The sequence below is a fragment of the Flavobacterium panici genome, assembly GCF_024499525.1.
Taxonomy (GTDB): Bacteria; Bacteroidota; Bacteroidia; order Flavobacteriales; family Flavobacteriaceae; genus Flavobacterium; species Flavobacterium panici.
The window spans coordinates 4868472-4890160 of record NZ_CP100437.1; the positions used below are offsets into that span (position 1 = coordinate 4868472).

General features: G+C 36.3%; 18 protein-coding genes. 11 read left to right on the top strand and 7 right to left on the bottom strand.

Annotated elements, in window-relative coordinates:
• Positions 1-242 precede the first annotated feature (242 nt).
• The 3 genes from NLJ00_RS20435 to NLJ00_RS20445 form a co-directional block, all read right to left on the bottom strand.
• Positions 243-1256 carry a zinc-binding alcohol dehydrogenase family protein gene (locus tag NLJ00_RS20435; RefSeq protein ID WP_180856628.1) on the bottom strand — a complete coding sequence of 338 codons (1014 nt, stop codon included), beginning with the start codon at positions 1254-1256 and terminating at the stop codon, positions 243-245.
• Positions 1257-1481: 225 nt separating this feature from the next.
• Positions 1482-2336, bottom strand: a complete 855-nt coding sequence (locus NLJ00_RS20440; protein ID WP_256635193.1) for a fumarylacetoacetate hydrolase family protein — start codon at positions 2334-2336, stop codon at positions 1482-1484.
• A gap of 102 nt (positions 2337-2438) precedes the next feature.
• On the bottom strand, positions 2439-3203 hold the full coding sequence (locus NLJ00_RS20445) for an SDR family NAD(P)-dependent oxidoreductase (protein ID WP_256635194.1): 765 nt from the start codon (positions 3201-3203) through the stop codon (positions 2439-2441).
• 324 nt (positions 3204-3527) lie between these two features.
• Between NLJ00_RS20445 and NLJ00_RS20450 the strand changes: the two genes are divergently transcribed.
• From NLJ00_RS20450 to fucP, 7 genes are all read left to right on the top strand, one after another.
• On the top strand, positions 3528-4676 hold the full coding sequence (locus NLJ00_RS20450) for an ABC transporter substrate-binding protein (protein ID WP_256635195.1): 1149 nt from the start codon (positions 3528-3530) through the stop codon (positions 4674-4676).
• Complete coding sequence (locus NLJ00_RS20455) at positions 4673-5818, top strand: CaiB/BaiF CoA transferase family protein (protein ID WP_256635196.1); 1146 nt, start codon at positions 4673-4675, stop codon at positions 5816-5818. Before NLJ00_RS20450 ends, NLJ00_RS20455 begins: the two co-directional genes overlap by 4 nt.
• Before the next feature lies 1 nt (position 5819).
• A complete protein-coding gene (locus NLJ00_RS20460) occupies positions 5820-6956 on the top strand; it encodes a CaiB/BaiF CoA transferase family protein (protein WP_256635197.1) in 1137 nt (378 codons plus the stop codon).
• 2 nt (positions 6957-6958) lie between these two features.
• Positions 6959-8185, top strand: a complete 1227-nt coding sequence (locus NLJ00_RS20465; RefSeq protein WP_256635198.1) for an extracellular solute-binding protein — start codon at positions 6959-6961, stop codon at positions 8183-8185.
• A 78-nt stretch (positions 8186-8263) separates the two neighbouring features.
• Positions 8264-9331: a Gfo/Idh/MocA family protein gene (locus NLJ00_RS20470; protein WP_256635199.1), complete on the top strand. Its 1068-nt coding sequence runs from the start codon at positions 8264-8266 to the stop codon at positions 9329-9331.
• 201 nt (positions 9332-9532) lie between these two features.
• Positions 9533-9973, top strand: a complete 441-nt coding sequence (locus NLJ00_RS20475) for a MaoC/PaaZ C-terminal domain-containing protein (protein ID WP_256635200.1) — start codon at positions 9533-9535, stop codon at positions 9971-9973.
• 159 nt (positions 9974-10132) lie between these two features.
• A complete protein-coding gene (gene fucP, locus NLJ00_RS20480; protein ID WP_256635201.1) occupies positions 10133-11437 on the top strand; it encodes an L-fucose:H+ symporter permease in 1305 nt (434 codons plus the stop codon).
• A gap of 116 nt (positions 11438-11553) precedes the next feature.
• On the opposite strand, the gene NLJ00_RS20485 is transcribed toward fucP, so the two are convergent.
• From NLJ00_RS20485 to NLJ00_RS20500, 4 genes are all read right to left on the bottom strand, one after another.
• Positions 11554-12042, bottom strand: coding sequence for a hypothetical protein (locus tag NLJ00_RS20485; RefSeq protein ID WP_256635202.1), 489 nt, complete (start codon positions 12040-12042; stop codon positions 11554-11556).
• A gap of 504 nt (positions 12043-12546) precedes the next feature.
• A complete protein-coding gene (locus NLJ00_RS20490; RefSeq protein ID WP_256635203.1) occupies positions 12547-13953 on the bottom strand; it encodes an efflux transporter outer membrane subunit in 1407 nt (468 codons plus the stop codon).
• 18 nt (positions 13954-13971) lie between these two features.
• Complete coding sequence (locus NLJ00_RS20495; protein ID WP_256635204.1) at positions 13972-17139, bottom strand: efflux RND transporter permease subunit; 3168 nt, start codon at positions 17137-17139, stop codon at positions 13972-13974.
• 5 nt (positions 17140-17144) lie between these two features.
• Positions 17145-18299, bottom strand: coding sequence for an efflux RND transporter periplasmic adaptor subunit (locus tag NLJ00_RS20500; RefSeq protein WP_256635205.1), 1155 nt, complete (start codon positions 18297-18299; stop codon positions 17145-17147).
• Positions 18300-18565: 266 nt separating this feature from the next.
• Here NLJ00_RS20500 and NLJ00_RS20505 point away from each other — a divergent pair, with 266 nt between their 5' ends.
• The 4 genes from NLJ00_RS20505 (at position 18566) to NLJ00_RS20520 (ending at position 21678) form a co-directional block, all read left to right on the top strand.
• Positions 18566-19609, top strand: coding sequence for a sensor histidine kinase (locus NLJ00_RS20505; RefSeq protein WP_180856641.1), 1044 nt, complete (start codon positions 18566-18568; stop codon positions 19607-19609).
• Positions 19609-20340, top strand: a complete 732-nt coding sequence (locus NLJ00_RS20510; protein ID WP_256635206.1) for a LytR/AlgR family response regulator transcription factor — start codon at positions 19609-19611, stop codon at positions 20338-20340. Before NLJ00_RS20505 ends, NLJ00_RS20510 begins: the two co-directional genes overlap by 1 nt.
• A 19-nt stretch (positions 20341-20359) precedes the next feature.
• Entirely contained in the window at positions 20360-20653 is a 294-nt protein-coding gene (locus NLJ00_RS20515; protein ID WP_053471908.1) for a DUF3861 family protein, read from the top strand.
• A 131-nt stretch (positions 20654-20784) separates the two neighbouring features.
• A complete protein-coding gene (locus NLJ00_RS20520) occupies positions 20785-21678 on the top strand; it encodes a dienelactone hydrolase family protein (protein WP_256635207.1) in 894 nt (297 codons plus the stop codon).
• Positions 21679-21689: the final 11 nt, after the last annotated feature.

The window sequence follows — 21689 nt, forward strand, 5'->3', positions numbered from 1 at the left end:
TTTCACTTGCATCAACACACATAGCTATGTGTTAAGAAACTAGTTTCTTTTTTACTCTCTTTTACGAACAAAAAAATCTATGTTTCTATGTGTTTATTTTTTCTCATTTTTGTCATCCTGACGAAGGAAGGATCTTCGCAAGAAACTCCTTCTAGAAATTCGCCAATCTTTGTAGAGTTTCTCGTGGAGATTCCTCGTTCCTCGGAATGACAAACTGTGGCGTAAAATTTTTAACTATAATCTTATTCTATCTCAATTAACGCTTTGATTACATTATTTTTAGGATCAATTAATTGTCCGAAATCAGTAATCATTTCTGAGAAACTAGTTCTGTGCGTAATGTATTTTTTAGGATCTATTTTGCCTTCTTTCAAACATTTCATTACATATTCGAAGTCTTCAATAGTCGCATTTCTGCTGCTCATTAAAGTAGATTCTCTTTTATGGAAATCAGGATGACTGAAACTCAATTCACCTTTTTGAAGCCCAACTAAAACAAATCTTCCGCCATGCGAAATATAATTGAAAGCGCTGTTCATTACTTTTTGATTTCCAGTCGCATCGATCACTACATTCGCCATATCACCGTTTGTTAATTCAGCTAATTTAGCCGCTACATCATCATTTAGCGGATTGATGGTTTCATCAGCATTTAATTCTGTTTTACAGAAATTTAATCGGTAATCGTTGATATCCATTACGATAACTTTTGCACCCGCAATTTTAGCAAATTGAATCAATCCAATTCCAATTGGTCCTGCTCCCATTACCAAAACCGTATCAGTTGACTTAACAGCCGCTCTTCGTACTCCGTGCGCTGCAATTGCCAATGGTTCAACCAAAGCCAGTTCATCATAATCTAATCCCTGACCGTGAAGTAAATACTGCTCTGGAATCGTTACATATTCAGCCATTCCGCCGTCAATGTGTACTCCAAAAACTTTGATATTTACACAGCAGTTTGTTAATCCGTTTCGGCAGGCAACGCAAGTTCCGCAGTTGAAATACGGAATAAAAGTTACTTTATCGCCCGGTTTAAAACCTGCTGCATTTCCTTTTACATATTCTGCAGCCAGTTCGTGGCCTAAAATTCTGGGATATTCAAAATACGGCTGCGTTCCGCCAAAAGCGTGGATATCAGTGCCGCAGATTCCAATTCTTTTTATTTTTAAGAGAACTTCACCGTCTTTTGGTTCGGGAATTTCTTTTTCTTTTAATTTAAATTCCTGCGGCTTTTCGCATACAATAAATTTCATCTTTGATTTTTTTAAAATACTCGTAGAACACAATTCGTGAAATTTTATTTAACACATAGAAACATAGATTTTTTCTTTTTAAACAAGAAGACAAAATAAATGATACATCATTTACACATAGTCCCGAAGCTTCGGGATTTGTTATTGAAAGTGAAACGCCTTTTTTTGAGTATCGAATATCTATGTCTCTATGTGTTAAAAAAATTATACTCAACGAGTTAATAATTACTTTTTATATGCAACTGCAGTCTGCTTACTTGTACCCAAACCTTCAATTCCAAGTTCTACAACATCGCCTGCTTTTAAGTAAATTGGATCTGGTTTAATACCCAAACCAACTCCCGGAGGCGTTCCTGTACTAATAATATCGCCCGGAAGCAAAGTCATAAACTGACTTAAATAATGTACTAAATACGGAATTTTGAAAACCAAATTCAACGTGTTGCTGTCTTGGTATTTTTTACCGTTTACACTCAGCCACATCGATAAATTATCAACATCTTTTACTTCATCTTTCGTAGCCAAAAATGGTCCAAGAGGCGCAAATGTATCGCATCCTTTTCCTTTTGCCCATTGTCCGCCGCGCTCAATTTGAAATTCTCTTTCGCTGTAATCATTCAATAATGCATAACCAGCAACGTAGTCTAAAGCTTCTGCTTCTTCAACATAACTTGCTTTTTTGCCTACAACAAATGCTAACTCCACTTCCCAGTCGGTTTTTACGCTGTTTTTCGGAATAATTACATCATCATCCGGACCGCATAAAGAAGTCGTTGATTTAAAAAAGATGATTGGCTCTGTTGGAATTGGAGCACCAGTTTCTTTACAGTGATCTACATAATTTAATCCTATACAGATTATTTTTGAAGGTCTCGCAACCGGAGATCCCAAACGTACACTTGCATTAACTTCTGGTAAAGAAGGATTGCTTTCTAATGCTTTTTGTAATTTTTCTAAACCATTATCTTCAAAAAAGCTTTCGTTAAAGTCTGAAACGATAGAAGAAACATCATATCTTTTTTCATTAATTAAAACTCCTGGTTTTTCTTTTCCGATTTCTCCAAAACGTATTAATTTCATTGTATTCTTATTTTTAGGTTATTTTTTAAAAGTTGCTAAGATGCTGAGATTCTAAGATACTGAGCTTTTTCTTAGAGTTTTAACATCTTAGAATCTCAGTATCTAATTGTTTAATTTAATAAATCCTCCGTCGATTGGGTAATCGCATCCGGTGATGAATCCGGCTTCTTCGCTGCATAAGTATAAAGCCAAAGCTGCGATTTCGTCTGGTTTTCCCATACGGCCTATTGGTTGTGATTTAGACAATTTTTCAAACATTTCTTCTTCTTTTCCGGCGTAATTTTTAGAGATAAATCCGTCTACAAAAGGTGTGTGAACCCTTGCCGGAGAAATAGAATTACATCTGATATTTTCACTTAAATAATCTCTCGCTACAGATAAAGTCATTGCCATAACAGCTCCTTTTGCAGTTGAATAAGCAAATCTGTCTGAGATTCCAACCCACGCCGCAATTGACGCCATGTTCAAAATTACACCACCACCTGAAAGTCTAAATTGTGGAATCGCAGCAAACAAACAGTTGTAAACTCCTTTTACGTTTACGTCAATTACACGATCAAAATCAGCTTCAGAAGTCGTGTCGGCTTTTCCAACATTGGCAATTCCGGCATTATTAATTAAGATATTAATGCTTCCTATTTTCTCAAAAGTCGCTTTAACATCAGCCTGACTGGAAACATTACACGCATACGAAAACACATTTCCTCCTGCATTTTTAATTTCGTCAACAGCATCCTGCGCACTTTCAATAGATAAATCAATAATATGAACTTCTGCTCCCTGTTTGGCAAACAAGACCGCAATTGCTCTTCCTATTCCGCTTCCGCCTCCTGTTATGACTGCTTTTTTACTTTGTAATGAAAACATTTTAATATAATTTAATATTTAAGAATCTCAATTAATGGAACCAATAAATGTGGTTAATTTAATAAATGTAAAATACACAATTACAAATGTAATCGATTAAATATAATTTTGCATTTTATTTTTCTACTAATATAATAAAATGATCATTCTTTAATAAATTATAACAATTTTTATTTGCTTTGTAAAAAAATATGCCTTGTTCAAAACTTTTGATAAAAAAATCAATGTAAAAAGTTACATTTTCTTGCTCAATTCAATCTAATTCCTAATTTTGTAATTGTATTTTTTACATTTATTATTTTCCAAATACATAATTCAAGAAAAATGGCAGTATTAAAAGGCATAACGTGGAACCATACAAGAGGTTTATTACCGATGGTTGCAACGGCACAACGCTTTACCGAGTTAAATCCGGATATCGAAATTACCTGGGAGAAAAGAAGTTTACAAGAATTTGCAGATGCTTCGATCGAAGATTTAGCAAAACGATTTGATTTGTTGGTTATCGATCATCCATGGACTGGTTTTGGAGCACATACAAATGCTATCCTCCCACTCTCAGATTATCTGCCTGCTGATTATATTAAAGATCAGGAAATAAATACCGTAGGTAAATCATACGGAAGTTATGTTTTCAGTAATAAATTATGGGCTTTGCCAATTGATGCCGCGACTCCGGTTGCTGCTGCACGTTTGGATATTTTAGAAAAAAAGGGACTTGAAGTGCCTCAGACATATGATGATTTATTGGCTTTAGCCAAAAAAGGATTGGTTGCATTTGCCGGAATTCCGGTTGATGTTTTAATGAGTTTTTATATGTTTTGCTGCAGTTTAAGCGAAGCTCCGTTTCAGTCTGAAGAGAAAGTTATTTCTGTAGAAACAGGAAAAAAAGCTTTGCAGATGTTTCGTGAGTTGGCACAATTAATTGATCCGAAGAATTTTAACCGAAATCCAATTCAGGTTTACGAAGCAATGGTCAATTCAAATGAAATTGCTTACTGCCCTTTTGCTTACGGATATTCTAATTATTCAAGAGCTGGATACAGCAAAAATCTGCTTCATTTTTATGATTTGGTTAAGCTGAATAATGCACCTATGATTAGTTCTCTGGGCGGAACAGGATTAGCGGTTTCTTCCTTCAGCAAACATATTCCCGAAGCAATTCGTTATGCTGAATTTACAGGATCGTCTCAAGTACAGCAGAATATTTTTGCCGATAACGGAGGGCAGCCGGGACATTTACAAGCCTGGAAAAACGACCGAATCAATTCAATAACCAACAATTATTTCAAAAATACTTTACCTGCTTTAGAAAGAGCTTTTCTACGACCAAGATATTCCGGACACATGTATTTTCAGGATCATGCCGGCGATGTAGTTCGTGATTATTTAATGAATGGCGGCGACGAGGAACTGGTTTTAGATACATTAAATGGACTTTATGCTAAATCCTTAAAACTGCAAAATTCATGAAACCATTAGAAGGATTAATTGTATTAGAGTTCTGCCAGTTTTTGGCGGGTCCTTCTGCCGGATTAAAGTTAGCCGATTTAGGCGCAAGAGTTATTAAAATTGAACGTCCTATAAAAGGCGAAGCGTGCCGACAATTAAGCATTAAAGATCTTTTTGTTGACGACAGCAGTCTTTTATTTCACACCATTAATAGAAATAAAGAATCTTTTGCAGCCGATTTAAAAAATCCCGACGATTTGGTTTTAATCAAAAAACTAATCGAAAAGGCTGATGTTATGACACATAATTTCAGACCGGGTGTAATGGAAAAAATCGGATTGGATTTTACTACAACGCTTACCATAAATCCGAAGATAATATACGGAACCATAACAGGTTACGGCAATAAAGGGCCTTGGGCAAAAAAACCGGGACAAGATTTGCTTTTGCAATCACTTTCCGGTTTAAGCTGGCTTAGCGGCCGAAAAAGTCAGGGACCCGTTCCGTTTGGACTGGCTGTAGCCGATTTAATGTGCGGCAATCATTTCGTACAGGGAATTTTAGCTGCATTATTAAAAAGAGCCAAAACCGGAAAAGGTGTTTTGGTTGAAGTTAGTTTACTGGAATCTATTTTAGATGTTCAGTTTGAAGCGATTACTTCTTTCTTAAACGATGGCGGACAACAGCCGGAACGAGGTGATATTAAAGGAAGTGCACACGCTTTTTTAAGTGCGCCTTACGGAGTTTACAAAACACAAGACGATTATATTTCGCTGGCAATGGGCGATTTACTTTTCATTGGAAATACGCTTGGAGTCGATTTAAATCAATATGCTGATAAACATCTTTGGTTTGAAAAAAGAGACGAAATCAGAATTCTTTTAGCCGATAAATTAGCCGAACAAAAAGCAGATTATTGGTTAGAATTACTTCAAAAACAAGGTATTTGGGCCGGAAAAGTTTTGAATTATGAAACTTTAGACCAACAGCCTTTTGTAAAAGAATTGCACTTAAAACAAACTGTAAAAAATTCAGACGGCAAAATTTTGGTTACAACCCGAAGTCCGATTCAACTTGACGGTAAAATTTTAAGCAGTACAAAAGCAGCCCCAAAAGTGGGCGAAGATAATTTAGCAATACACGAACAATTTTTAAACGAGTAGAATGAAACCCTTAGAAGATTATTTAATTGTAGATTTTAGTCAGTTTCTTTCGGGTCCGTCGGCGAGTCTTCGCTTGGCAGATTTGGGCGCACGCGTTATAAAAATTGAAAAACCGGGAACTGGCGATATTTGCAGAACCTTATATACTTCTGACTTAATCATGAACGGCGAATCGTCTGTTTTTCATACCATAAACAGAAATAAAGAATCGTTTGCTATTGATTTTAAACAGCCGGAGGAACTTCAAAAATTAAAAAAAATATTAGCTAAAGCCGATGTGGTCATGCATAATTTCAGACCAGGCGTTATGGAGCGCATTGGTTTAAGTTATGATGACGTAAAAGCGATAAATCCAACGGTGATTTATGGTTCGATTTCAGGTTTTGGAAATCATCCTGAACTTAAAGATTTACCCGGACAGGATTTGTTATTGCAATCTTTAACGGCTTTAACCTGGTTAAGTGGTAATCAGGAAGATGGTCCTGTACCAATGGGATTATCGATTGTAGACATGCTGGCCGGCGCACATTTAGCACAGGGAATTTTAGCGGCTTTGTATCGAAAAGCAACCCAAAATATAGGCGGAACGGTTCAGGTAAGTATGTTGGAATCGGCTTTTGATTTTCAGTTTGAAACGATCACCACTTTCTTTAATGATGGCGGAGAATTGCCGGTGAGAACTAAAACTAATAATGCGCACGCTTATTTAGGCGCGCCATACGGAATTTACCAAACTAAAAACGGTTATCTGGCTTTGGCAATGGGATCGATTCCCGTTTTGGCTTCATTGCTAAAATGTGATGAATTGTTACAATTTCCAGAGAATAAATTTACGCTTAGAGACGAAATAAAAAATATTCTGGCTTCTCACCTATTGACACAGGAAACCCAGTTTTGGTTGGATATTTTAGAACCTGCAGATATTTGGTGTGCGGGAGTTTTAAACTACGAACAGCTTTTCAAAGAAGATGGTTTTAAAGTTTTAGAATTTACGCAGCAAGTTGAAATGCTTGACGGTTATTCGTATAAAACTACAAGATGTCCTATAAAAATTGATGGCGAATATTTTACATCTGATAAAGGTTCTCCAAAATTAGGACAAGATAACGAGCGAATTATAAAAGAATTTATAGCATAAGTATGGACAAATTTAGAATCGCTGTTAGAAAATTTTCTCCTTTTGAAAGTACCCTGCAAAAACTGTGGGATGCATTTTGTTTGAAAAACAATATTGAGATTGAGGCTGAAATGATTCCGCTGGAATTGCACGATCTTTATGAAGAAACCATCACCAATAAAGGTTTAAAAAACGGAAAATGGGACATTGCACACTTAAATACCGATTGGATTTTTGATGCCGCAAATGAAAGAGCTGTTCTGGATTTAACTTCTTTTATCAATCAAAATCCGCCGCAGGATTATCCTGAAGGCTGGCATCAATCGTTATTAAATCTGCAGCAGATTAATGGCGGAACTTACGGACTTCCGTTTCACGATGGACCTGAATGTTTGATTTATAGAAAAGATTTATTTGAAGATTTATCCGAAAAAGAAAACTTCAAGAAACAATTTGGTTACGAATTGTTCCCTCCAAAAACTTGGGAGCAATTCACCCAAATTGCCATATTTTTTAATCGGCCGGAAAGTAACTTATTCGGCTGTGTTTTTGCCAATTATCCTGACGGTCATAATATGGTTTTCGATTTCTGCCTGCAGTTATGGACGCGCGGGGGATCTCTTTTAAATCCTCTAAACAAAATAAATATCAATCATAGTCAAGCAATTGAAGCTTTAGATTATTATAGAGAAATCGTTAATAATAAAAATGCAGTTCATCCGGGTTCGAAGAATTTTGGTTCTGTTGAAGCAGGAATGGCTTTCGCCGAAGGACAAGCCGCAATGGCAATCAATTGGTTTGGATTTGCTTCGATGTGTGAAGTAATTGAAGAATCAAAAGTAAAAGGTAAAGTGGATATTACCGAATTACCGCATGATGAAAACCACAAAACGGCTTCATTAAATGTGTATTGGCTTTATACAATTGGCATTGGAAGTAAAAATAAAGGACTTGCCTATGATTTTTTACGATTTGCAACAACAGCAGAAAGCGATAAATTATTGACAATCGAAGGCGGAATCGGGTGCAGAAAATCAACTTGGAATGATACTGAAATCAACAAAACGATTCCATATTATCATAAACTGGAAATGCTGCATGAAAATGCTTTGACTTTGCCACAAACGCCAATTTGGCCAAAAGTAGCCGAATTGATAGATCAAATGGTTTTAAAAGCAATTGAAACAGATATTTCGTCGAAAACACTTTTAAAAGAAACACAGGAAAATATTGAAAAACTAACGAACTGATTACGTGTAGTCAACTTTGTCAAAGTTTAAAACTTTGACAAAGTTTGCGCCGCTAACTGAACTTAAACATAATACAAAATGAATATTCCATATAAACCCTTACTGCCCGAAACCAAACAGCCAATTATCATTATCGGCGCAAGCGGAATCGTAAAAGATGCACACTTGCCTGCTTATAAAATGGCTGGTTTTACAGTTTTTGGTATCACCAACAGAACGATTGCAAAAGCACACGATTTAGCCAAAGAATTTGAGATTCAGCATGTTTTTGAGAATGTTGCCGATGCGGTTAAAAATGCACCATCAAATGCGGTTTACGACATTACGGTTCTGCCTGATCAATATATCGAAATATTAGAGCAACTCCCTGACGGTACCGCGGTTTTGATTCAGAAACCAATGGGAAATGATTTGGCTCAGGCAAGAGAAATTGTAGCAGTCTGCGAAAGAAAAAACCTTGTGGCTGCGATCAATTTTCAGCTTCGATTCTCCCCTTTTGTAAGTGCTGCCAGATATTTAATTAACGAAGGTTTGCTTGGTGATTTATACGATTTTGAGTTTAAAGTGACGGTAAATACGCCTTGGGAATTGTTTCCACTGATTAAGGAACATCCTCGATTGGAAATTCTTTTTCATAGTGTTCACTATATCGATTGCATTCGCTCGTTTCTTGGAAATCCGAAAAGTGTGATGGCAAAAACAGCCAAACATCCGCTTAAAAAATTATCATCGAGCCGTTCTACGATTATTTTAGATTATGGCGAAGATAAACATGTGGTGATCAATACGAATCATGATCATCATTTTGGCCCAAATCATGAAGAAAGCTACATTAAATGGGAAGGCACAAAAGGCGCAATCAAAGCCAAAATGGGTTTATTAATGAATTATCCCGACGGACTTCCTGACATTTTTGAATATGCAATTGAGAACGAAGTAGGTCAATACGAATGGAAAAAAATCAACCTTGAAGGTTCATGGTTTCCAGAAGCTTTTATTGGAACAATGTCGAATCTCATGCGCTTTAAAGAAGGCTCAGATTCTAAATTATTAGCAAGCGTTCAGGACGTTTTAGACACCATGAAAGTCGTTGAAGCCTGCTACATCAGCAATACAAACGGCGGTATTTCTCTCACTGAACTATAAAATTTTAAACCATATAAGTGATATAAGTTCATTTAATCACTTTGTGGAAAAAGCAATAAATAATTTAAAACCATATAAGTTACATAAGTTCATTTAAATCATTTTGTGCAAAGCTTTTATGACCTAAAATAAGCGCTCTTAAACTCAACGCACTGCTTAAATTACCTTATATAACTTATATGGTGAAAAAACAAAAAATATATGTATTTCAAATCAACATTTTTCGAGGATTATCAACTTGACGATAAAAGAGTTACATTAGGAAGAACCATTACAGAAACCGATTTTGTGGTTCATGCCGGACACACGGGAGATTTTTTCCCGCATCACATGGATGAGGAATGGTGCAAAACACAGCCATTCGGACAGCGTATTGCACACGGAACTATGGTATTTGCTATTGGTATCGGATTAACGGCATCAGAAATAAATCCTGAAGCTTTTTCAAGAGGGTACGATAAAATGCGATTCGTAAAACCGGTTCATATTGGTGATACAATTCATTCTGAAATTACCATTTCAGAAAAAGGAGAAGCAAAAAATCCAGAAATGGGAACCGTAACAGAACATGTCGAAATCATCAACCAAAGAGGTGAAGTGGTTTTGGTCTGCGACCACCTTCTTTTGGTCAAAAAGAAATAATTCTTTTTGAGGTGCAAAGGTTCAAAGTGGCAAAGGGACAGAGGTTTTTTCTCCTCTCAATACCTTTAGAAAAGACGCACTGCTGTGCGACTCTACAGAAAAAACCTTTGAACCTTTGTCCCTCAGAACCTTAGAACCTTTAAAAAAACTATCTAACAAATGCAAGTAACAAACCAAACAGGCGATCTTCACGAAGTGCCGACCGAAGGCCGAAAAACAAACTATCTTCTGCCATTTATTTTAATTACCAGCCTATTTTTCCTTTGGGGAATGGCACATAATCTGGATTCTATTTTAATTCCGCATTTAAAAAAAGCGTGTGAATTAAACAACCGCCAATCGACATTGATTGATACTTCGGTGTTTTTTGCTTATTTTATAATGGCGATTCCTGCGGGAATGCTCATTAAACGATTTGGTTATAAAAACAGCATCATTACCGGATTACTGGTTTTCGCTGCCGGAGCGTTTTTATTTGTGCCTGCTGCCAATTCAAGAACTTATGAATTGTTTTTATTCGCCTTATTTGTAATTGGCTGCGGATTAACAATTCTGGAAACAAGTGCCAATCCGTATGCTGCGATTTTGGGCCCTGCTGAATCTTCTTCTAAAAGATTGAATTTAGCGGCTTCTTTCAACGGATTAGCAGCTATGGTGGCTCCAATTGTGGGTTCGTTATTTATCTTATCAGGAAAAAATCATACTCCACAACAAATGGCAGCGATGCCTGAAGCTGAAAAAGCATCTTATTTATTAGGTGAAGCTGCGGCAGTAAAAATGCCTTATATTATTTTAGGAAGTGTATTGGTTTTAGTTGCGATTATTTTCTATTTCATGCATTTGCCTTCTATGAAACCACAACATACCGAAGCTGAAATTAAACCGGGATTTTTCTCTGTTTTAAAATTCCGTCATTTAAGCTGGGCAGTTGTGGCGCAGTTTTTTTATGTTGGCGCACAGGTTTGTATCACGAGTTTCTTTATTAGAATTGCACAACAAGGTGCACATTTAGACGAAAAAACAGCCGGATATTATCTTGGTGTTTATGGTTTCTTGTTTATGGCAGGGCGTTTTATTGGTACTTTCTTCCTGAAGTTTGTAAAAGATTATATCTTACTTTCGATTTACTGTGGTGCCAGTATTGTACTTTGTTTATTAGCCATTTACGGAACCGGAATTGTAGTTATTTATGCACTTGGCGGCATCGGATTTTTTATGTCAATTATGTTTCCAACTATTTTCTCTTTAGGATTGGTTGGTTTAAAATCAAATACTGAAACGGGTTCTTCATGGCTGGTAATGTCAATTGTAGGCGGAGCGATTCTTCCATACGCAATGGGAACTTTAATTGATATGAAACACGATGATATTCAGTCTGGATATATAATTCCTCTGGTTTGTTTTGTGATTATTTTATCGTTTGGTTTGTATGGGCATAAAGTAAAAAATGTCAATCAATTGTGAATGGTTAATTGCGAATGGTTAATTGTGAATTGTGAATGATGAAAATAAATCTTACATCAATTTTATTTATAAAAAAACGCCTCATTACTGAGGCGTTTTTTGTCATGTTTATTTAATTAATGATGATCATTGAGGGAATGATCGTGGTCTTTTTTGGAATCTTTTTTAGATTTATTGTTGTTTTTATTATCGTGTTTATGCTCACCTTTAGGTTTGTTGTACTTTTCCGGTTTTGGGCCTCTGTTTTTTTGAGGTTTTCCGTGATAACCTTTTGGATAATTAGCTCTGTGTTTGGTATGATACGTATACGGAGCGTCTCCTCTATAATTGGTCAAAACTACTTTATAACCTGAATACAAATCATATTGTCTGTATCTTGAAGGAAGCCTTTTAGCACGAGTCCAATTTCCGCTGTTGTCGTAAATAAATACACTTTGGTTTACATCATAATACACATCGATGTCAGGCAAATAATAATACCTGTCGTTATCGTACCCTTCTGGTCCCCAGCTTGGAGGCGTTCCAATGTTTACATTGACTGATACCTGAGCATGGGCAAAAAATACACTCATAAATAATACTGAGGCGAATACTAATTTTTTCATGATTTTGAGTTTTAAATATTAATTTTAGTAGATATTAATCTAAAGTAGTGCCAAAATCTACATTTACAATATCCATTATACAAAAACATTAAATCAATCGACGAAGAGTACTTTTCAACCGATATATATCGTTAATTATTTTCATGTTTTTAAGCTTCAATATATAGTTTTGTCATTTCGACCGAAGGGAGAAATCGCACTAGAAACTCCGTAAAGCATATCTCCAATCTTTGTCGACAATCTTGTGCGATTTCTCCCTTCGGTCGAAATGACAAATCTTTGACAATTAATAGTTGCAAAAAATTAAAGGCAGAAAAACCAAATGAACTAAAATTTAAAACGCCCCATTTCTGAGGCGTTTTAGTCATGTTTCAATTTAATTTAATGGCGGATATACTAATATTTTTAACCAATCAAAAATATAATCTTTTTTTTACACTAAATTATCTTTTAGACCAAGGTCTGAATTTTGACGACGAACGTAATATTCAAATTGAAACAATTTTATTTCCAGCCTCCGCCCAAAGCTCTGTATAAGTTCACAACGGCTTGCAATTTTTGTAAATTATCGTTGATTCCGCTTAATTGCGCCGCTAAAAGATTTTGTTCAGAAGTTAATACATCTGTATAGTTAGTTGCAGAGCTGTATTCTAAAAGCTGCTGCGTAAAATCGACTGCTTTTTCAAGGGCTTCAATTTGTTTTTGTCTTGAATCTTCTTTTTCAACGGCCATTTGATACGAATACAAAGCATTCGAAACTTCCTGACCCGCTGTTAAAAGGCTCTGCTGAAAGTTATTGTAAGCTTGTAATTGCTGCGACTGCGCAGTTGTTAATCTCAATTTGTTTTTTCCCTGATTAAAAATAGGCTGTGTTAATCCTCCAATAATCGAATAAAAAATAGAATTACTAAAGAAATCTTTTAACTCTAAATTCGAAAATCCACCGCTTGCTGTAAGCGTTAAACTTGGATAGAAATAGGTTTTAGCCAAATTTGTAGATTCAAAAGCAACTCTAAAATTAAACTCAGCCTGACGAACATCAGGTCGGTTTTGTAATAACTGCGAAGGCACTCCAACGGCGATATTTTCAGGAATAACCTGCGTTCCTAATTCACCTCTGTCAATTGGTCCCGGAGCTTGTCCTAATAAGATATTCAAAGCATTTTCGGTTTCACGAATACTTTGTTTCAAATCCGGAATCAAAACTTCTGCCGCATACTGATTAGCTTCACTTTGTACAACCGCCGCACCTGTTACAATTGCGCCTTCTTTTAAATCTTTAATGGTTGCCACATTTTTAATACGACTTTCTAATGTCTCCTGTGTGATTTTTAAAGATTTATCATAAGCCAGCAATCTAAAATAATTGTTCGCAATATCTGAAATCAATTGCGTCTGAACCGCTTGTTTCGCCGCATCTGTAGCTAAATAAGCTGCTAAAGCCACTCTTTTAGAACTGCTCAGTTTTCCCCAGATATCAGCTTCCCAAGACGTACTTAAACCTAATTTATAAGTCGTAGTTAAGGTATTAATGTTGATTCCCGCGGGAAAGTTTAGCCCTGCTTCTGATTGTTTCGTGTGGGTTGCATTGGCATCCAATTGTAAGGTTGGATAATACGCTAATTTACTTTGACGAAGTGAAGCTTGTGCCTGTATGATATTCTCAATTGCATTTTTCAAATTAAGGTTATTGTCTAATCCTTTTTGAATTAATGCATTCAGTTTTTCATCTTTAAAAACGCTCTGCCACGGCATATCTGCAATCGTAGTCGAATCGGCAGAAGCTTCATCACGATACAGTTTATCTGTCGAGAGTGTTGTTGGGCGTTCGTACTTTTTGGTAATCGAGCACGCACTTAAAAGCGTGGCTGCAATTACCATAAGAATATATTTATTTGAACTATTAGTCATCTCTGTTTTAATTTAATTTTACTCTTTGTGAGCTTCTATTAACTGAATTTCCTCGTCATCGTCTTCATCATCATAACCATCTTTTGCAGGGCCGCTCACTCTTTCTTGTAAAGTCTGGAAAATGATAAATAAAACCGGAATAACAAATACTCCTAAAATGGTTCCAATTAACATCCCTCCAACTGCTCCTGTACCAATCGATTTGTTCCCCACAGCTCCTGCTCCGGTAGCAAACATCAACGGAACTAATCCTAAAATAAAGGCGAACGAAGTCATCAAAATTGGTCGTAAACGCGCCACGGCTCCTTCAATTGCAGCTTGTACAATTGGCAGACCTTTTCGTCTTCTGTCCAAAGCAAATTCGACAATCAAAATACCGTTCTTGGCCAAAAGTCCAATTAACATGATTAAGGAAATCTGCAGGTAAATATTACTGTTCAGTTTAAAAATAATCGAGAATAAATACGCTCCGGCTAACCCAAACGGAATCGAGAATAATACCGCAAATGGTAAAATGTAACTTTCGTATTGTGCACTTAGTAAGAAATAAACGAAAACCAAACACAAAATAAAGATGAAAATCGTTTCACTTCCAGAGGCTAGTTCCTCACGTGTTAAACCTGAAAACTCATATCCATAACCCGCCGGAAGATCTTCTGCTGCCACTTCTTGAATTGCTTTAATCGCATCACCGGAACTAAATCCAGGATTTGGCGCTCCTGTAATAGCAATAGAAGAGAAAAGGTTAAATCTTGAAATAGATTCCGGCCCAAAAACTCTGGTCATTTTTACAAATTCTGTAATTGGCGCCATGTTTCCGGCACTGTTTCTAATAAAGATTTTGTTCAGTCCTTCGGTATTGGTTCGGAATTCAGGAGAAGCCTGAATCATTACACGATATTGTTTTCCGAATTTATTAAAGTTCGACGCATACAATCCTCCATAATATCCTTGCATTGTTGATAAAATCGAATTTATCGAAACTCCTGCATCTTTGGCTTTTGCCAAATTAATATCCATCATATATTGAGGAAAACCAGGATTAAACGGCGTTGTTGCGTATTGTATCTCCGGACGTTTTGATAATTTTTCTAAAAACTCTGTATTCACTTTAAAGAATTCAGCAGTCGTGTGTCCGCCTTTATCCTGAAGCTGGAATTCGAATCCACCACTTTGTCCAAAACCCTGAATTGTTGGCGGTGAAATAAAGAAAATATTAGCTTCACGAATACCGCTTGTTTTAGCAAAAAGCTGTCCGATAACATCATTAACACTTAACTCACGCTGATCCCAAGGATATAATTTTACAATAACCATACTGTAAGCACTTCCTGCTCCAGCCGTAAAGTTCTGTCCCACAATACGAAGTGTATTTTTTACTCCCGGAATAGTTTTCGCAATACTGTCTACTTTCTTGGCAATTACATCAGAACGTTCCATCGAAGCCGAAGGTGGTAAACTAATATTGGCAAAAACAGTTCCCTGATCTTCCGCAGGAACGAAAGCAGACGGCGTAGTTTTCATCATATAAAATAAACTGGCACCAGCAATAAGAATAGCTGCTAATACAATCCATTTTTTAACCGAAAGGAAACTTACCGAACGCTTGTATCTTTCGGTTACATTTTCAAATGCAACGTTAAACGACGTATAAAATCTTTGTAAATAACTTTTATGTTTATGATCGTCTGCGTGTGGTTTTAAAAGCAAAGCACACAAAGCCGGGCTTAAAGTCAAAGCGTTTACTGCCGAAAGAATAATCGCAACAGCCAGCGTGATACCAAATTGTTTGTAGAAAACCCCTGTTGATCCGTTGATAAAAGTAACCGGAATAAATACCGCTGCCATTACCAATGTAATCGAAATAATGGCTCCCGAAATTTCGCTCATGGCATCTATCGTAGCTTTCTTAGACGATTTATAACCGTGATCGAGTTTGGCGTGCACCGCCTCGACGACCACAATCGCATCATCGACCACAATACCAATGGCAAGTACCATTGCAAAAAGTGTCAATAAATTAATCGTAAACCCGAATAAACTCAGGAAGAAAAACGTTCCCACAATTGCAACCGGAACTGCAATTGCCGGAATTAAAGTAGATCTAAAATCCTGAAGGAAAATAAATACTACAATGAAAACCAGTATAAAAGCTTCGATCAAAGTATGAATTACTTTTTCAATAGAGGCATCTAAGTTTTCGTTAACGTCAACCAGAATCGTATATTTTACTCCTTTTGGAAAACTCTTCGCTGCTTCTTCAATCAACTTTTTAGAGTTGTTGATTACGTCACGCGCATTCGATCCCGGAGTCTGGCTGATTGCCATCGCTGCAGATTCTACACCATTTGTTTTAATAGTTGAAGCATAACTTAAAGATCCTAACTCAACTTTAGCCACATCTTTAAGGCGAAGCATTTGCCCGTTTCCAACAGATTTTATAACAATATCCTCAAATTCCTGGGCACTTGTTAAACGTCCTTTGTATTTAATTACATATTGAAAAGCCTGATTTCCGTTTTCACCAAATTTACCCGGTGCAGCTTCGATATTTTGTTCTGCCAAAGCAGCCGAAATATCGCTTGGAATCAGTTTGTATTGCTGCATTACGTCTGGTTTCAGCCAGATTCTCATCGAATAATCTTTGGCACCAAAAACGGTTACATCTCCTACTCCAACTACACGCTGAATTTGCGGTACAAGGTTGATCTTCGCATAATTTTGAAGGAATGTCTGGTCGTAAGCTTTATCTTCACTGTATAAAGAGAAAATCAATAAGTTACTACTCTGGCTTTTAGTTACTGTAACCCCAGCCTGAGTTACCTCTACAGGCAGTAAACTTGTTGCTCTTGAAACCCTGTTTTGAACGTTTACCGCTGCTAAATCAGGGTTTGTTCCTACTTTAAAGAAAATTTTGATCGATGCATTTCCGTCATTGGTTGCAGAAGAAGTCATGTAGGTCATGTTTTCTACACCATTAATTTGCTCTTCAAGCGGAATTACAATACTTTTTAATACCACATCTGCATTGGCACCCGTATAACTTGCCGACACGTTTACCGTAGGCGGCGCAATATCCGGATACTGAGAAATAGGTAACTCAATTAGGCCCAAAACACCTAAAATGACAATAATAACAGATATTACTGTCGAGAGTACAGGTCTTTGTATAAATTTTTTAAACATTTCTTTTATTTTAAATCGGCGTATACTGTTTCTGCTTTTTGATTTTGAGCTTTAATCTCGCTTCCTTCTTTAAGAGCAGCAACTCCTTCTAATACAATTTCGTCACCTGCTTTTAAACCGCTTGTTACTACATAATAATTATTAGTTGTGTTTTCAAGTACCGTGATATTCACATTTTTAGTTTTATTGTCTTTTCCTAAAACTACTGCGAATATTTTATCCTGAAGTTCAAATGTGGCACTTTGAGGAACTATAATTACATCTTTAACGTCATTTGGAATTCTAACAGTTGTACTGCTTCCGCTTCTGATAACTCCTCTTGGATTTGGGAAACGAGCTCTGATATTTACCGTTCCGGTTTCGGTATTAATTAATCCGTTTACGGTTTCTATTTTACCTTTTTGATCGTATGCTGAACCATCTGAAAGCAATAAAGAAACTGCCGGAAGACTTTTGATTTTTTGGTTTAATGAAGCTCCTGAATCTTTAGTAAAATTCAAAAGTGCTTTTTCATTTAAAGCAAAATAAGCATACACATTTCCAATGCTAGAAACTGTAGTTAAAGGTTCAGCTGTATTAGAACTTACCAAACTTCCTAAACGAAACGGGATCGAACCTACAACGCCGTCAACCGGACTTGTTACAGTTGTATATCCTAAATTAGTTTTAGCATTTACTAAAGCAGCATTTGCCTGAGCTAAAGAGGCTACAGCAGATTCATAAGTATATTGTGCTGATTCTAAATCGTATTTGCTTATAATTCCTTTTTCAACCAATGGCCTTACTTTGTTTACAGCCAGTTTTGCTGCACTTAAATCGGCCTGAGCACTTTTAATACTGGCAGATGCTGTACGAACTTGCTGCTCATATTCTGGCGCGCTTATTTTAAATAATGGCTGCCCTGCTTTTACAACTGCTCCTTCATCAACAAAGATTTTATCGATGTATCCTTCAACTCTAGGTCGGATTTCTATATTCTGCTGTCCCTGAATACTGGCTGGGTAATCGCTGTTTAATGTAGCAGATTCCGGCTGTAAAGTCAGCGTTTTATACTCTTTAACCTGCGGTGCGCCTCCGGCCTGAGCCGATTTATCATTTTTACCGCAAGATGCGATAAGAACTGATGCTGCGAGAATGCTTAAAAATGATTGCTTATTCATTTGAAATAATATCTAATTATCGATTATATGACAACAAAAGAAATAAAATATAACAAGCAAAAATTTTGAAATAGACGGAGAGCAAATGACAATCGATAAAGATAGCCTGACACACGATGGGATTTTTTAAAAGTTAAACAAGCGTTTAATTCCTAAACTCATCGGCTCAAAAATGGTTTTTACGGACTGTAATTCTGTTTTTAGCGATTGGTTCAAAATCGCATTTAAATAAAGAGTAATATTGTCAAAAAAAGATAAAATTCGAAATGGCACCAAAAATATACAGACCTTATTATTTTACCGGACTTCATATTCTGAGCTGGGTATTATTGGGATTTATCATGTTGTTTTACATGCCTTTAACCTGGAATGTAATACTTCCCGGTGTGTTTTGGATTTGGCAGATCGTTGTATTGGTTTTACTAATTATCATTTTTTATTCTAATGCCAAAATCATAGTTCCAAAAACCATTATAAAAGACAATACTTCTCCGTTTTTGATTTGGGCTTTTCTCACCGTTTTTGCCATGCAGGTTATTGCTTATTTTTATACTTCTCAAACCGATCTTCACAATAAAATCAGTTTAGTTTTAGGGTTTAAAAAATACCGAAATCCATATTTTGACAATTATGTATTAATGCTCACTTTATTGGTTTTAGGAATCAGCACGAGCTGGGCAATGTTACAGCATTGGCAGAAAGCCGCACAGCACAAACAAAAACTGGAACAGGATAAAACGATGGCCGAACTGGCGATGCTGAAAGCGCAGATCAATCCGCATTTTTTCTTTAATTCCCTAAACAGTATTTATTCACTTACTTATACAAATATTGAAGATTCGAGAAATGCGCTTCATACGTTAAGCCGAATGATGCGCTACTTACTTTATAGTACCGAAGAAACAACGACATTGCTGAAAGAAGCTGAGTTTATGAGAGATTTTATCTCGCTGATGAAACTTCGTGCAAACAAAAAATTAACGATTACAACCGATATTCCGGAAAAGATACACGATTACCCAATTGTTCCGATGTTATTACTACCTTTAGTAGAAAATGCTTTTAAACACGGCATTCATGCTACGGATAAAAGTGAAATTTATATTTCGCTGAGACAAGACGGAAGTAATCTTGAATTTGAGGTAAAAAACACCTATTTCGAAAAAACAGCAACGACTGATGAAGGCGGAATTGGTTTAACGAATACAAAACGCAGACTTCATTTAATTTACCCAAATAAACATACGCTGACAGCCGGCATTGGTAAAAACGGAATGTATGATGTAAAACTGCAAATAAACTTAGAGTAATGACAACATTAAAATGTATAGCAGTAGATGATGAACCTCTCGCATTAAGACTTGTCGAAACTTTTATCGAACAAACTCCTTTTTTACAATTAACGGCAAGCTGTGATAATGCTGTTGAAGCCATGAGTTTAATTCGGGAAAAACAGCCAGATCTTGTTTTTCTGGATATCAATATGCCTAATTTAACGGGAATGGAACTGGCGAGACTTTTGCAGGAACAGCCGGGTTTAGTGCCAAAAATCGTTTTTACAACGGCTTACAATCATTATGCTATTGAAGGTTATAAAGTAAATGCAGTCGACTATCTTTTAAAACCTTTTAGTTATGAGGAGTTTCTGCGTGCTGCAAATAAAGTATTGCAAATAACAGAAGAAGCTTCAAACAACTTCCAGACAGTTGCGGCAGATGATGAATTTATTTTCTTAAAAGTAGAATACCAATGGGTTCGAATTCCACTTAAAGAAATTTTATATATCGAAAGTTTAAAAGATTATGTAAAAGTACATCTTGACGATTCTCAAAAAGGAGTGCTTTCGCTGATATCCTTAAAAGCTTTAGAAGAAAAACTACCATCGGCAAAATTTATGCGTGTTCATCGTTCGTTTATCGTTTCTCTTGACAAAATAAACGCCATTACCAAGAATTCAATTTTCATTGGAAAAACGGAAATTACTGTGGGCGAACAATACAAAGAAACATTTAAAACTATTGTCGATAAATGGCTGAAATAATATTGAAAATTAAAATATCATGCAAAAAAGATCCAACAAATATTATCTAACCCTAAGCTTAAAAGAATATGCCAACGGCGACACGCATCCGGCAAAAGAACTGGGAATAGAATTCGATAATCACGACGAAATTTTCGGAATCATCCAAAAAATAAAGGACAAAAATATATTCGAAAACCCGCACGAAGCCACACAATTTGCACTTGGTTTAAAATTATTCAGCGAAATAAAATTGAAACACCGAAATAATCCTTTGTTTGATGAATTGAATGAAGTGTTTCCAGTTTTTATGAAGAAGTTGAAAAGTCTTTAAACGGAAGTTTTCAGTCGCATTCACAGTTTTCAGTTTCTCCAGCTAAAACTATTCACTAAGGAATATTCATAATTCATAATCAACAATTAACTTTTTATTCCCTAATTTAGTTATCCCAAAAAATCAAGATCATGGATAACAAAATAACCAAAGAAGATATCAGTCAGGAAGTATTTGATTTATATGATGATTATGCACATAATAAAATTAACCGAAGACAGTTTGTAGAAAAACTTTCCATATTTGCGGTTGGTTCGCTTACACTTCCGTCACTTTTAAGTTTTATGACGCCCAATTATGTCGACAGTATTTTGGTGCAGCCAACAGATCCTAGATTAAAAACGGGCTACATCAACTACGATTCTCCAAAAGGCGGAGGTTCTATAAAAGGGCTTTTATCGCAGCCTGCTGATTCTAAAAAGAAATTACCCGGAATAATTGTGGTTCACGAAAATCGCGGACTTAATCTGTATATTGAAGATGTGGGAAGAAGAGCGGCAATTGAAGGATTTATTACTCTTGCACCAGATGCCTTGTCGCCATTAGGCGGTTATCCCGGCAATGATGACGAAGGTCGAGAACTGCAAAAGAAACGTACCAAAGAAGAAATGCTCGAAGACTTTATTGCTGCTTACGAATATCTTAAAGCGCACCCAGATTGTAACGGTTATATTGGCGTTGTCGGGTTTTGTTTTGGCGGATGGATTTCGAATATGATGGCGGTGAAAGTTCCAGATTTAAAAGCAGCAGTTCCGTATTACGGCGGACAGCCAACAAAAGAAGAAGCCGAAAAAATAAAAACTTCGCTCCTATTGCATTACGCAGGTTTAGACACACGCGTAAACGAAGGCTGGCCGGCATTTCAGGAAGTTTTAAATAAAAATAAAGTCGAAAATACCGCTTATTTTTATCCAAATGTAAATCACGGTTTTCATAACAATACAACGCCAAGATACGATGAAGCAGCGGCAACGCTGTCGTGGACGAGAACTATCGATTTTTTTAAAACCAAACTGAAAAAATAAACGAGAATTCT